Below are 13,102 nucleotides of genomic sequence, written 5' to 3'. Positions count from 1 at the left end.
TCCTCTACGTACTAGTGCATAATTTGCTTTGTGCTAGGAGACTATCCGCTGAAGGGGCGACGCGCCAGCGAAATCGCGGCCCACGTCGAGCAGGGCGTGAGCAGCGGGCGACTCGCCCCCGGAACCGCCCTGCCCCCGCTGCGCGACCTCGCCACCGAACTGGGCGTCAACCCCAACACCGTCGCCGCGGCCTACCGGCTGCTGCGCGACCGCGGCGTGATCGAGACCGCCGGCCGCAAGGGCAGCCGCATCCTGCCCAGACCCGCGCTCACCCCGCGCGACCAGATCCGCATCCCCGTCCCGCCGCACGCCCGCGACCTGTCCACCGGAAACCCCGACCCGGCCCTGCTGCCCGACCTCGCCCCGGCCCTCGCGGCCGCCGCCGAGGCCGCGCGCACCGACCCGGTGCTGTACGGGCATGCCGACGTCGACCCGCAGCTGCTCGCGCTCGCCCGCGCCTCCTTCGAGGCCGACGGCCTGCCCGGCGGCCCGATCGCCGTCGCCTCCGGCTCGCTGGACACCATCGAACGGATCCTCGATGCCCGGCTGCGCCCCGGCGACGCGGTGGCCGTCGAGGACCCGGGCTGGGGCAGCCTGCTCGACCTGCTGCCCGCGCTGGGCCTGAAGCAGGTGCCCGTCCGGCTGGACGACGAGGGCCCGCTGCCGGAGGCGCTGGCCGCCGCGCTGGCCGAGGGCGTCCGGGCCGTGGTGGTCACCAGCCGGGCGCAGAACCCGACCGGGGCGGCGCTCACCGCGCGGCGGGCCGAGGCGCTGAAGGCCGTACTGGCCGAGCACCCCGGAGTGCTGCTGATCGAGGACGACCACGGGCACGGCATGGTCGACCAGCCGTACCACCCGCTGGTCGGCCCCGGCACCCGGAACTGGGCGGTGGTGCGCTCGGCGGCCAAGGCGTACGGGCCGGACCTGCGGGTCTCGGTGGCGGTCGGCGACGCGGAGACGATCGGGCGGGTGGCCGGCCGGCTGCGGCTGGGCGCCGGCTGGGTCAGCCACCTGCTGCAGCGCACCGTCGCGGAGCTGTGGCGCGGCGACGCCGCGCCGGCGGACCGGGTGGCCGCCGCGTACCGGGCCCGGCGCGACGCGCTGCTGGGCGAGTTGGCGGCCCGTGGGATCGCGGCGCACGGGCGGAGCGGGCTGAACGTCTGGGTGCCGGTGCCGGACGAGACCTCGGTGCTGGCTGCCCTGGTGCAGCGCGGCTGGGTCGCGGCGCCCGGCGCGCGGTACCGGATCCAGTCGCCGCCCGGACTGCGGTTCACCACGGCGCGGCTGGAGGCGGCGCAGGCGCGGGAGCTGGCGGAGGACCTGGCGGCGGTGCTGGGCGCGGGCAGGGGCGGGTCGCGGCTGGTGTGAGCCCGTGGGCCGGTGCGCCGTGGGCCGGGTGGGGCAGGTGTGGCGGGTGTGAACCGCGGGCGGCATCCGGTCGTCGCCCGCCCGCCTGGTCTGAACCCGGCGGTAACAAAAGCGGAAACCTCCCGCAGATGCCTAGCGGTGGCGAGCGCGGGCATGTCATCTTTCATCGCGCCACCGGCCGGCGGCCCACCCTCACCCAGGCATCCTCCCGTTCCCCATTCCTCGGGAGGATCGAGCCGCAGGAGTTCCGCAGTGCCCGAGAACTGTTCGAGCATGACCCGCAACACCCGCAGCACCCGCAGCACCCGCAGCACCCGTCGTCCCGGCCGGCGGCTGCTGGCCGCAGCCCTCGCGCTCCCGCTCGTCGTCGCGGGCCTGGCCGTCGCCTCGCCGGCCTCCGCCGCACCGGCCGCACCGGCCGCCGTGCCGTCCGGGCCCACCGCCAGCGTCGCGCTCGGCGACAGCTACATCTCCGGCGAGGCCGGCCGCTGGAAGGGCAACTCGGCCGGCACCAGCGGCAGCCGCAACGGCACCGACCGGGCCTGGACCGGCAGTGCGTACGACGCCTCGCGGGTCTACGGCGCCACCGCCGCGAGCGGATGCGACCGCTCGGACGTCTCCGAGGTGCTCAGCGCCTCGACCGGGGCCCAGAACGAGATCGACCTGGCCTGCTCCGGAGCCGTCAGCGCGAACGTCTTCCGCGCCTCCAACGGTGGCCAGTCGCTCAAGGGCGAGGCCCCGCAGGCCGACCAACTCGCCACCGTGGCACGGCAGAACAACGTCAAGCTGATCACCCTGTCGATCGGCGGCAACGACCTGGGCTTCTCGGACGTCATCTCCACCTGCGTGAAGGACTACCTGATCTGGTACTCCTACTGCCACTACTCCGCGCAGTCCCAGATCGACGACAGGATGCCCGCCGCGATGGCCGGGGTCGGCAAGGCGGTCGACGAGGTCCGCGCGGTGATGGCCGACGCCGGCTACGCGCAGTCGGACTACCGCCTGGTGCTGCAGTCCTACCCGTCGCCGATCCCGCGCAGCGCCGAGATGCGCTACCCGGAGAGCGGCTGGACCCGCTCCAACACCGGCGGCTGCCCGTTCTGGGACGGGGACGCCGACTGGGCCCGCGACTCCATGGTGCCGCAGATCTCCCGGGCGCTGGCGGGCGTCGCCGCCGCCAAGGGCGCGCAGTTCCTGGACCTGTCGGACATGCTGCAGGGCCGCGAGGTCTGCTCGACGGCCACCAAGCAGCCGACCGCGAGCACCGGCCCGTCCGCGACCACCAGCGAGTGGGCGCGCTTCCTGGACGGCGGGCTCAACTCCACGCAGGGCGTGCTGCAGGAGTCCATGCACCCCAACTACTACGGCCAGCAGGCGGCCGGGCGCTGCCTGACGCTGCTGTGGGCGCGTCCGAGCGGTGACTACGCGTGCCGCAACACGGCCGGGCAGGACGCGGGCGGGATGTACCTCACCGCTCGGTGACCGCGCGCCCGACGGCGCGCCGACCGCGTGACACGGCGCCCCCGCAGCCTCGGCCGCGGGGGCGCCGTACGGCCGTCGCTCAGCCCTTGGCGAGCAGCGACTGGGCGTGCGCGCGGACCTGATCCTTCGTCAAGTACGCGTCGGTGTACTCGAAGTCCTGCAGGCGGGCGGGCTGGCGGGCGAGGAAGCCGGTGCGGACGAAGTCGTCACCGGCGGTCGCGTTGAGCAGCCAGTTGGCGCCCACCCGGAACTTGGCCGCGTTGGTCCGCATCGCCATCAGGTGGTAGCTGCGCGCCACCAGCTGGGCGGGCACCCCGCGCAGCTCCACGCCGAGCGGCTTGGAGACCGCGTCCTTGCCGCCGAGGTCGACGACCAGCCCCAAGTCCTTGTGGTAGTACGGCTCCAGGGGGCGGCCGTGGAGCGAGGCGATCACGTTGTTCGCGACCGCGCGGCCCTGGCGGGCGGAGTGCTGGGCGGTCGGCGGGCAGACCGCGCCGTCGCCCTTGGCGAGGTCGGGGACGGCGGCGGCGTCGCCGACCGCGAACACGCCCTCGAACTGCGGCACCCGCATCTCCGCCGTCACGGCGAGCCGGCCGCGGACCGTCTCGGCGTCCAGGGTGCCGATCAGCGGGCTCGCGGCCACGCCGGCGGTCCAGATCAGGGTGCGGCAGGGGAGCACCCGGCCGTCGGTGAACTTGACGGTCTCGGCGCCGACCTCGGCCACCGAGACGCCCAGCGACACCTCGATGCCGCGTTCGCGCAGCACCTCCAGGGCGGCCTCGCCGAGCGGGTCGCCCAGCTCCGGCATCAGCTTCGGGGCGATGTCGATCAGGTGCCACTTGATCTGCCGGGCGTCCAGGCGCGGGTAGCGGTGGGCGGCGGCGGTGGTCAGGCGCTGGAGGCAGGCGGCCGTCTCGGTGCCCGCGTAGCCGCCGCCGACGACCACGAACTGGAGCCGGGACTCGCGCTCCCTCTGGTCCAGGGTGGCGGAGGCGAGGTCGAGCTGGGCGATCACGTGGTCGCGGACGTAGGCCGCCTCGGCGAGCGTCTTCATGCCGCGGGCGTAGTCGGTGAGGCCGGGGATGTCGAAGGTGCGGGTGACGCTGCCGGGGGAGAGCACCAGGTAGTCGTACTTCTGCGCGACCACCTCGTCGGTGATCTTGCGGACGACGCACACCTTGGAGGCAGGGTCCACGCCGATGGCCCCGCCGGGGACGATGTGGGTGCGGCGCAGCGAGCGGCGCAGGGAGACGGCCACGGACTGCGGGGTCAGGACGCCGGCCGCGACATGGGGGAGGAGGGGGAGGTAGAGCTGGTAGCTGAACGGCGTGACCAGCGAGATCTCGGCCTCCGACGGTGACAGCTTGTGTTCGAGTCGGCGGGCGCACTCCAGGCCGGCGAAGCCACCGCCCACGATCAGGATCCGAGGTCGTTCCATCGCTCATCCCTTTGCCGTGAAGGTCCCCATTACTGTCCGCCACACTCGCACGGAGCAGCGGGGGCTGCCACCGGGGTGGGGCCGTGGGTGTGGGGAGGCGCCGCGGCGGGTGGGGGAGAGGGGCGGCGCGGCGGTGGGGTCGGAGCGGGTGGGGCGGCGACACCGATAGGCTGTCGGCCGTGCTACCCGAGGTGACGGCGATCCGGTACGTGACGCCACTGCGAGAAGGCGGCTCGATGCCGGGCCTGGTCGAGGCCGACGATCGGCGGTTGTACGCGCTGAAATGGGTCGGTGCGGCGCAGGGCCGCAAGGCGTTGGTCGCGGAGGTGCTGGCCGGGGAACTCGGTCGGCGGCTCGGGCTGCCGGTGCCGGAGCTGGTGACGATCGACCTGGACCCGGTGCTCGCGCGCAGCGAGCCGGACCACCAGGTCCAGGACCAGATGCGGGCCAGCGGCGGGACCAACCTCGGGATGGCCTTCGTCAGCGGCGCGCTCAACTTCGACCCGCTCTGCTTCGAGGTGGAGCCGGAGCTCGCCGGACAGGTGCTCTGGTTCGACGCGCTGATCGGCAACGTCGACCGCTCCTGGCGCAACCCCAACCTGCTGGTGGCCACCGGTGGGCTGCGGCTGATCGACCACGGCGCGAGCCTGATCTTCCACCACAACTGGCCGGGTGCCGCCTCCTGGGTGCGCCGTCCGTACGACGCCTCCGACCACGCGCTGCTGCGGGCCCGGCCGGACCTGGCGGCGGCCGACAAGGCGCTCGCGCCGCTCGCCGAGGCGGCGATCGAGGGCGCGGTGGCGCAGATCCCCGAGGTCTGGCTGGTGGACGAGTTCGGCTTCGACTCGCCCGACGAGGTGCGCGCCGCGTACCGTGCCCAGCTGACCGAGCGACTGGCCGGTCCGCGCGACTGGCTGCCGGAGGTGCCCGCATGACCGAGCCCGCGCTGTCCGCGCTGCCGGCCACCGTCGAACTGCACGACTACGAGTACGCCGTGATCCGCGCGGTGCCGAGGGTCGAGCGCGGCGAGTGCGTCAACGTCGGGGTGCTGCTGTACTGCCGGCAGAGCTCGCACCTGGCGGCCCGTACCCATCTGGACCAGGCCCGGCTGCTGGCGCTGGACCCGGTGGCGGACGTCCAGGGCGTGCGGCGGGCGCTGCACGGGATCGAGGCGGTCTGCCACGGCGGGCCGCAGGCCGGTCCGGCGGCGGGGGACAGCCCCGGGCAGCGGTTCCGCTGGCTGACCGCGCCGCGCAGTGCGATCGTCCAGCCGGGGCCCGTGCACACCGGGCTGACCGCGGATCCGGAGGCGGAGCTGCGGCGGTTGTTCGACCAGCTGGTGCTCTGACACCGGCGGCCGGGGCGGTTCGTCGACGGTTGCCCTGGTCAAAGCTTGAGATACTGAAGCACCTGGCCGTACCCTGGCCCCATGGGTTCGACAGCGACGACGACCGTACCGACCAACGCCGAGTTGATGGAGGCGTTGGCCGCCGTCGGTGCCGCGTACTTCCAGGACTTCGCGGCGGCCGCCGCCCGGCACGGGCTCTCCTCCTCGCAGGCCAAGGCGCTGGGCGCGGTGCAGGAGCCGGTGCCGATGCGGGCGCTGGCCGGCCGGCTGGGCTGTGACGCGTCGAACGTCACCGGGATCGTGGACCGGCTGGAGTCACTGGGTCTGGCCAACCGGGAGGCGGCGGCCGGTGACCGCCGGGTGAAGATCGTGGTGATCACGGCCGAGGGCCGGGAGATCCTCAACCGCATCCGCGGCGAGATGGCCCGGACCCACCAGGCCTTCGAGGCGATGGACGACGAGCAGCGGATCGCGCTGCACTCCATCTGCGCGCAGGTGCTGCCGGTACTGGCCGGCCGTACGGGCGGCGCGCAGTAGCGCGCGCAGAAGAGAACACGCGGCCCGCGCCGCCCGCGCGCCGTCCCGGTCAGAGCAGCCCGGCGAGTTCCGGTGGCAGCGGCCGGTGGTGGAGCAGGGTGAGTGAGCGGGTGGTCCGGGTCAAGGCGACGTAGAGGTCGCGCGGGGCGAGTCCGGCCGGCTCGACGACGACCACCGCGTCGAACTCCAGCCCCTTGGCGTCCGCGACGGTGAGCGCGTCCAGCTCCGCCGCCAGGGTGTCCGGAGCGATCACGCCCAGGGTGCCCGGGCCGCCGGGCAGCCGGGTGAGCGCCGCCGCGAAGTCGCCGTCCGGGACGGGGACGGCGCGCGGCCGCTCGGTGCCCGGGCGGATGGACTCGGGCGGCCGGTGGTCGGGCAGGGCGGTGCGCAGCACGGCGGTGGCGAGGGCCATGACGGGCTCCGGCGTGCGGTAGTTGACGGTCAGCCGTTCCTCGTGCCAGCGGCCGGGCAGGTGCGGGTCGAGCATGTCGGCCCAACTGCGGGCGCCGGCGGGCGATCCGGTCTGGGCGAGGTCTCCCACGATGGTGAGCGAGCTGGTCGGGACTCGCCGCAGGACGGCGCGCCAGGCCATCGCGGACAGCTCCTGCGCCTCGTCCACGACGACGTGGCCGTACGCCCAGGTGCGGTCGGCGGCGGCGCGTTCGGCGGTGGAGCGGTACGGGCCGTTGTCACGGAAGCGCTCGGCGAGGGCGGCGGAGTCCAGCAGGGCGTCGTCGGTCTGCCCGGTGATGGTCAGCACTCCCTGGGCGAAGGCGAGTTCGTCCGGGTCGTCGTCGGTCGGGGCGGATTCCCCTGTGGTGCCGAGGAGTTCGGCGGCCTCGTCGAGCAGCGGGACGTCCTCGACCGTCCAGCCCGAGCCGGGCGGGCGGAGCAGGGCGGATGCCTGGTCGGGGGCCGTTTCGGTGAGCAACTCCCGGTCGGTGAGCAGTCGTTCGATCAGTTGCCGGGCGGTGAGCCGGGGCCAGAGCGGGTCGAGCGCGGCGCGGACGTCCGGCCGTTCCCACAGCTCGCGCGGGGCGTAGTGGGCCTCCTCGTCGTCGTACGGGCGGCCGAGGGCGAGTGCCTGGGCGATGGCGAGGGCGTCGAGCAGGGTGCTCAGGTAGAAGCCGCGGGCCCGGTTGTGCGGCAGCCGCAGGCCGCGGGCGGCGTCCCGGGCCTCGGCGCAGGCCCTGGCGGAGACCCGCAGCCCGTCGCCGAGGTCCAGGCCGTGGGCGGGGGCCGTCTGGTGGGCGGCCAGGGCGCGGCGGAGTACCCCGGCCATCCAGGGGCCGCCCTTGGCCAGGGCGGCGGCGGGTGCGTCGGTGCGGGTGGCGGTGACGCCGGGGAGGAGCTCGCCGACGGTGCGCAGCACCACCTCGGTCTCGCCGAGGGCGGGCAGCACCTGGTCGATGTACCGCAGGAAGCCGGGGTTGGGGCCGATCACCAGCACGCCCCGGCGCTCCAGTGCGACGCGGTGGGTGAACAGCAGGTAGGCGGCGCGGTGCAGGGCGGCCAGCGTCTTGCCGGTGCCGGGGCCGCCCTGGACCACCAGGGCGCCGGGCAGCGGGGAGCGGATCACCCGGTCCTGCTCGGCCTGGATGGTGGCGACGGCGGTGCCCATCCGGCCGGTGCGCTCGCGGCCGAGGGCGGCGAGCAGTGCGGCCTCGCCGACCAGGCCGCGCCGGCCGGACTCGTCCAGCCCGGCGAGGTCGAGCGCCTCGTCGTCCAGCCCGGTGAGGGTGCGGCCCCGGGTGTGCAGGTGGCGGCGGCGCACGACCGGGCCCGGACGGGCGGGCGTCGCGGTGTAGAAGGGGCGGGCGGCCGGGGTGCGCCAGTCGAGCAGCAGCGGTTCGTACGCGTCGTCGGTCAGGCCGGTGCGGCCGATGTAGTGGACGGTGCCGTCGCGCTCGTCGAGGCGGCCGAAGCACAGGCCGCGTTCGACCGCGTCCAGCCGGGCCGCGTGGCGGGCGGCCTCGCGGGCGCGCACCTCGCGTTCCAGCCGGGCCTGGTGGGTGCCGCCGGGGGCGGCTCCGTCGTGGGCGCCGTCGGCGGTGCGGCGGGCCCGTTCGCGCACCGTGTCGAGCCGGGAGTAGAGCCGGGTGAGGCGGGCCTGCTCGGTGCGCAGGGCCGCGGCGAGGGCGTCGCCGGGGTTTCCCGCGACCGCTGGATGTTCGCTCATCGGTGTGGTAACCTTGCGGTGAGAAGGTTGCGGTGCGCCATCTGAAAGGCGCTCAATTGACCCAGCCTACCCCAGCCGCCGACGTTCGGCGTGACCTCGGCTGTTACTCTTGCGAAGCGTGAGCGCGAAGCCCCAGATCCCCAATGTCCTGGCCTCCCGGTACGCCTCGGCGACCCTGGCCCAGCTGTGGTCCCCCGAGCACAAGGTGGTCCTCGAGCGCCACCTGTGGCTCGCCGTCCTGAAGGCCCAGCAGGACCTCGGCGTCGAGGTGCCGGCCACCGCCGTCGCCGACTACGAGCGGGTGATCGACCAGGTCGACCTCGGCTCGATCGCCGCCCGTGAGCGGGTCACCCGCCACGACGTCAAGGCCCGGATCGAGGAGTTCAGCGACCTCGCCGGGCACGAGCAGATCCACAAGGGAATGACCTCCCGGGACCTGACCGAGAATGTCGAGCAGCTCCAGATCCGCCAGTCCCTGGAGCACGTGCGCGACCGCACGGTGGCCGTCCTGGTGCGTCTGGCCAAGCTGTCCGCCCAGCACTCCGAGCTGGTCATGGCCGGCCGCTCGCACAACGTGGCCGCGCAGGCCACCACCCTGGGCAAGCGGTTCGCGTCGATCACCGACGAGCTGCTGGTCGCCTTCCGCCGCCTGGAGGAGCTGATCGCCCGCTACCCGCTGCGCGGGATCAAGGGCCCGGTCGGCACCGCCCAGGACATGCTGGACCTGCTCGGCGGCGACACCGACAAGCTGGCCGAGCTGGAGCGCCGGGTCGCCGGGCACCTCGGCTTCGAGAACGTGCTGACCAGCGTCGGCCAGGTCTACCCGCGCTCGCTGGACTTCGAGGTGCTCACCGCCCTCGTCCAGCTGGCCGCCGCGCCGTCCAGCCTGGCCAAGACCATCCGCCTGATGGCCGGCCACGAGCTGGTCACGGAGGGCTTCAAGGAGGGCCAGGTCGGCTCCTCCGCGATGCCGCACAAGATGAACACTCGCTCCTGCGAGCGCGTCAACGGCCTGGCCGTCATCCTGCGCGGCTACGCCTCGATGACCGGCGAGCTGGCCGGCGACCAGTGGAACGAGGGCGACGTCTCCTGCTCGGTGGTGCGCCGGGTCGCGCTGCCGGACGCGTTCTTCGCCTTCGACGGCCTGCTGGAGACCTTCCTGACCGTCCTCGACGAGTTCGGCGCCTTCCCCGCCGTGATCGAGGCCGAGCTGGACCGCTACCTGCCGTTCCTCGCCACCACGAAGGTGCTGATGGGCGCGGTGCGCGCGGGCGTCGGCCGGGAGACCGGGCACGAGGTCATCAAGGAGCACGCCGTCGCCTCCGCGCTGGCGATGCGCGCGGGCGCTCGGGAGAACGAGCTGCTGGACCGGCTGGCCGCCGACGAGCGGATCCCGCTGGACCGGGCCGCGCTGGACGCGCTGCTGGCCGACCGGCTGTCCTTCACCGGCGCGGCCGGTGCCCAGGTCGCCGAGGTCGTCCGCCAGGTGGAGGCCGTCGCGGCCGCCTACCCGGAGGCCGCCAAGTACGCGCCGGCCGACATCCTCTGACGTTCGGTCAGTTCAGAGTCGAGGGCCCTGCCGCCGGACCGGTGGCAGGGCCCTCGCGCGTCGTGGGGACGTGGCCGGGGTCGAGCGGCGGGGCGGTCGGTCCGCACGGCCAGTCGCAGTTCGGCTCGGCCACCGGCTGCTCCTCGGGGGCGAGCACATTGCCGCGTACGGTCGCGGAGGCGATCAGCCCGCCGGCCACCAGGAGGCCCGCGCAGATCAGCATCGCGGTGTGGAAGGCGGAGTCGACCGCGGAGGGAACCCGGTAGGCGTCGCCGCTCAGCCCGGCCAGCGCCGGCAGGGCGGCCACCGCGAGCAGGCCGGCCGCGCGGGCGGCGGCGTTGTTGACCCCGCTGGCGATGCCGGCGTGCCGGACCTCGACGGCGGCCAGCACGGTCGCCGTCAGCGGCGCGACCAGCAGCGTCATCCCGCAGCCCATCACCGTGACGGCGGGCAGCACGTCCACCCAGTACGAGGAGTCGGGGCCGATGCGCAGCATCAGCAGCACCCCGGCGGCGCACAGCAGCGGTCCGACGGTCAGCGGGACGCGCGGGCCGATCCGTTTGCCGAGGCGCCCGGCGCGCGCGGACAGCGCCAGCATCAGCACGGTGATCGGCACCAGGGCGAAGCCCGAGACCAGCGGCGAGAACCCGGACACGATCTGGAGCTGCACCACCAGCAGGAAGAAGACGCCGCTGAACGCCGCGTACACGCACAGGGTGACCAGGTTCACCGCGGTGAACAGCCGTGAGGAGAACAGCCCGAGCGGCAGCATCGGTTCGGGCGCGCGGCGCTCGACGGCCACGAAGGCGACGCCGAGCACCACCCCGATCACCCCGCTGACCCAGACCGCCGGGGACAGGCCCTCGCCGGCCGCGGTCAGCGCGTAGGTGATCGCGCCGAGCGCGAGGGCGGCGAGCACGGCGCCGAGCACGTCGAAGCGGCCGGTGGCGGCCTCGTCCCGGGTCTCCGGCACCGACCGGGTGGTCACCGCGATCACGGCGGCGGCGAGCGGCAGGTTCAACAGGAAGATCCAGCGCCAGCCGGGGCCGTCCACCAGCCAGCCGCCGAGGAAGGGGCCGATCGCGGCGGACACCCCGCCGAGGCCGGACCAGAGCCCGACCGCGGCCGAGCGGTCGTCAGGGTGGAAGACGGCCTGGAGCATGGCGAGCGAGCCGGGGGTGAGCAGCGCCCCGCCGATGCCCTGGACGGCGCGGGCGGCGATCAGCACGTGGATGTTCGGCGCCGCGGCGCAGGCCGCGGAGGCGATGGCGAACCAGACCACGCCGATCAGGAAGACCTTGCGCCGCCCGTACCGGTCGCCGAGCGCGCCGCCGAGCAGGATCAGGCCCGCCAGGGTGAGCAGATAGGCGTTCAGGGTCCATTGCAGGGACGCCAGGGAGGCGCCGAGGTCGGCGCCGATCCGGGGCAGGGCGACGTTCACCACGGTGCCGTCGAGCATCGCCATGCTGGAGCCGAGCACGGTCGCCAGTAGTACCCAGCGACCCTGCGCGGTGCCCAGGCGCAGGGTGCCGGCCTCGGAGGTGGCCACGGGCGAATCCTGCGCTGCCGGGGCGCACGTGACAAGGGTCACCGGTGGGTGTGTTGACGGTCGGCGGTGCGTGAACGGGTGGCTGCGTTCCGTCGCCGATCTCGGCGCAGGGTCGTGGATCAGTGGCGGGGGGTGAATGGGTTGTGTACGCACCGTGGGGTCCGGTCTGCGGAGGGTCACCGGAACGGGGGAGATGGTTGCCCTTTCAAGAGATCGACATTGCTTCACCCGAACGGATGGGTTTTAGTTCAGCGACCGCCCGGCCAGTCCGGACGGATCCCCCGGGTGGAACGCCGAGTCCTGCCGCTGCCCGGTGGTTCGAAACGAACTCTGTACGGCAGGAGCGGGGGACCCACAGGTAAGTCGCCGGACCGGAGTTCGCGCCTCAGGGCGCGGGCGTCCAGGACCGGCTAGGGGTGAAGCCGCGCATGCGGCCGGGCAACTCCAGCCCGAACCCGACAGCTCACCTCGCAGGCGTCGGAGAGGAAAATTCCATGCCTGCTCAGGCTCGTCGTATCGCCCTGCCCCGCGCCGCCCGTATCGGCATCGCGACCGCCGTCACCGGTGTCTCCTTCGCCCTCCCGCTCGTCACCGCGGTGAGCGCCCAGGCCCACACCGTTCCGGCCGCCCCGGCCGCGCAGGCCGCCGCCTCCACGGACGCCAAGTCGGCCGCGCCGGCCGCTGCCCCGGCCGCCCAGGCCGCGCAGGAGAGCTACCGCGTCGTCAGCGGCGACACCCTGTCCAAGATCGCCGACGCCAAGAACGTCGAGGGCGGCTGGCACGCGCTGTACGAGCAGAACCGCTCGGTCGTCGGCGCCAACCCGAACCTGATCTTCCCGGGCCAGCAGCTCGCGCTGTCGGGCCACGCCGCCGCGCCGGCCGCCGACGCCGCCCCGGCCAAGCCGGCCGCCCCGGCGAAGCCCGCCCAGCCGGCCGCCCCGGCGACCCAGGCCGCCGAGCCGCAGGCCCAGGTCCAGGTGAAGACCGAGGCCGCCAAGCCGTCCGCCCAGCTCCAGACCCAGCTGCAGGTCGCCGCTCCGGCCCCGGTCGTGACCGCCACTCCGGTCGCCGCCGCCACCTCCGGCTTCGTCGCCCCGCTGGCCAACCCGAAGCTCGGCACCGCCTACGGCGTGGCCGGCTCGATGTGGGCCTCCGGCCACCACACCGGCCAGGACTTCGTCGCCTCCACCGGCACCCCGCTGCGCGCCGTCGCCAACGGCGTCGTGGTCAAGGCCGGCAACGGCGGCGCCTACGGCAACGAGGTCGAGATCAAGCTCGCCGACGGCCACTACGCCGAGTACGCGCACCTCTCCTCGATCGGCGTGAGGATCGGTCAGACCGTCACCGTCGGCCAGCAGATCGGCCTCTCCGGCGCCACCGGCAACGTGACCGGCCCGCACCTGCACTTCGAGATCCGCAACGGCTCGGAGTACGGCTCGGACATCAACCCGGTCGCCTACCTGCGCGCGCACGGCGTCGCGCTCTGACCCGGGGCCGCTGAGCCCCGAGGGTTTCTGAACCACCGCTGCTGCGGGGCGAATCGATCCTCCGGGATGGTCATGTCGGGTGACCGCTCGACCGGGTGATCGCCGCACGGCGGACATGGGCGCGGGACACGCCCAGGCCGGCCCGGCCGCACGAGGACCTCCTCG

Annotated in this window: 10 protein-coding genes and 1 riboswitch; of the genes, 7 read left to right on the top strand and 3 right to left on the bottom strand. The window is 74.1% G+C overall.

All coding sequences use genetic code 11. The features are described 5' to 3' along the window. Positions 1-30 precede the first annotated feature (30 nt). Together ACWGJO_RS26270 and ACWGJO_RS26265 are read left to right on the top strand one after the other, a co-directional pair. Entirely contained in the window at positions 31-1,368 is a 1,338-nt protein-coding gene (locus ACWGJO_RS26270; RefSeq protein WP_452187386.1) for an aminotransferase class I/II-fold pyridoxal phosphate-dependent enzyme, read from the top strand. A gap of 273 nt (positions 1,369-1,641) precedes the next feature. Then, positions 1,642-2,850 carry a GDSL-type esterase/lipase family protein gene (locus ACWGJO_RS26265; RefSeq protein WP_452187384.1) on the top strand — a complete coding sequence of 403 codons (1,209 nt, stop codon included), beginning with the start codon at positions 1,642-1,644 and terminating at the stop codon, positions 2,848-2,850. 79 nt (positions 2,851-2,929) lie between these two features. On the opposite strand, the gene ACWGJO_RS26260 is transcribed toward ACWGJO_RS26265, so the two are convergent. Continuing rightward, positions 2,930-4,288: an NAD(P)/FAD-dependent oxidoreductase gene (locus tag ACWGJO_RS26260; RefSeq protein WP_452187383.1), complete on the bottom strand. Its 1,359-nt coding sequence runs from the start codon at positions 4,286-4,288 to the stop codon at positions 2,930-2,932. A gap of 179 nt (positions 4,289-4,467) precedes the next feature. Between ACWGJO_RS26260 and ACWGJO_RS26255 the strand changes: the two genes are divergently transcribed. The 3 genes from ACWGJO_RS26255 to ACWGJO_RS26245 all read left to right on the top strand — a co-directional run bounded on the left by ACWGJO_RS26255 (position 4,468) and on the right by ACWGJO_RS26245 (position 6,173). Further along, positions 4,468-5,223, top strand: a complete 756-nt coding sequence (locus ACWGJO_RS26255; protein ID WP_359907824.1) for a HipA family kinase — start codon at positions 4,468-4,470, stop codon at positions 5,221-5,223. Next, entirely contained in the window at positions 5,220-5,636 is a 417-nt protein-coding gene (locus ACWGJO_RS26250; protein ID WP_359907821.1) for a DUF3037 domain-containing protein, read from the top strand. The genes ACWGJO_RS26255 and ACWGJO_RS26250 overlap by 4 nt, the downstream gene beginning before the upstream one ends. An 81-nt stretch (positions 5,637-5,717) precedes the next feature. Then, positions 5,718-6,173 (top strand): MarR family winged helix-turn-helix transcriptional regulator, encoded by a 456-nt coding sequence (locus ACWGJO_RS26245; protein ID WP_359907818.1) that lies wholly within the window; start codon positions 5,718-5,720, stop codon positions 6,171-6,173. Positions 6,174-6,222: 49 nt separating this feature from the next. On the opposite strand, the gene ACWGJO_RS26240 is transcribed toward ACWGJO_RS26245, so the two are convergent. After that, positions 6,223-8,352, bottom strand: coding sequence for a HelD family protein (locus ACWGJO_RS26240; RefSeq protein ID WP_452187381.1), 2,130 nt, complete (start codon positions 8,350-8,352; stop codon positions 6,223-6,225). A gap of 109 nt (positions 8,353-8,461) precedes the next feature. On the opposite strand from ACWGJO_RS26240, the gene purB reads away from it, so the two are divergent. Next, entirely contained in the window at positions 8,462-9,901 is a 1,440-nt protein-coding gene (gene purB / locus ACWGJO_RS26235) for an adenylosuccinate lyase (protein WP_359907812.1), read from the top strand. 7 nt (positions 9,902-9,908) lie between these two features. On the opposite strand, the gene ACWGJO_RS26230 is transcribed toward purB, so the two are convergent. After that, the gene (locus ACWGJO_RS26230) at positions 9,909-11,450 is read right to left on the bottom strand and encodes an MFS transporter (RefSeq protein WP_452187379.1); all 1,542 of its coding nucleotides are present in this window, start codon (positions 11,448-11,450) and stop codon (positions 9,909-9,911) included. A gap of 354 nt (positions 11,451-11,804) precedes the next feature. Continuing rightward, positions 11,805-11,942: riboswitch (cyclic di-AMP (ydaO/yuaA leader) on the top strand. A 2-nt stretch (positions 11,943-11,944) separates the two neighbouring features. Between ACWGJO_RS26230 and ACWGJO_RS26225 the strand changes: the two genes are divergently transcribed. Continuing rightward, a complete protein-coding gene (locus tag ACWGJO_RS26225; RefSeq protein ID WP_452187377.1) occupies positions 11,945-12,937 on the top strand; it encodes a M23 family metallopeptidase in 993 nt (330 codons plus the stop codon). Positions 12,938-13,102: the final 165 nt, after the last annotated feature.

This window comes from Kitasatospora sp. NPDC054795 (assembly GCF_053611565.1).
This window is presented reverse-complemented; position numbering and strand designations above follow the sequence as displayed.

What these genes read in the sequence shown, in the direction of transcription:
- ACWGJO_RS26245 (WP_359907818.1), top strand. Translation starts at nt 5,718, where the DNA reads ATGGGTTCGACAGCGACGACGACCGTACCGACCAACGCCGAGTTGATG.
- ACWGJO_RS26265 (WP_452187384.1), top strand. Translation starts at nt 1,642, where the DNA reads ATGACCCGCAACACCCGCAGCACCCGCAGCACCCGCAGCACCCGTCGT.
- ACWGJO_RS26225 (WP_452187377.1), top strand. Translation starts at nt 11,945, where the DNA reads ATGCCTGCTCAGGCTCGTCGTATCGCCCTGCCCCGCGCCGCCCGTATC.
- ACWGJO_RS26250 (WP_359907821.1), top strand. Translation starts at nt 5,220, where the DNA reads ATGACCGAGCCCGCGCTGTCCGCGCTGCCGGCCACCGTCGAACTGCAC.
- ACWGJO_RS26260 (WP_452187383.1), bottom strand. Translation starts at nt 4,288, where the DNA reads ATGGAACGACCTCGGATCCTGATCGTGGGCGGTGGCTTCGCCGGCCTG.
- ACWGJO_RS26240 (WP_452187381.1), bottom strand. Translation starts at nt 8,352, where the DNA reads ATGAGCGAACATCCAGCGGTCGCGGGAAACCCCGGCGACGCCCTCGCC.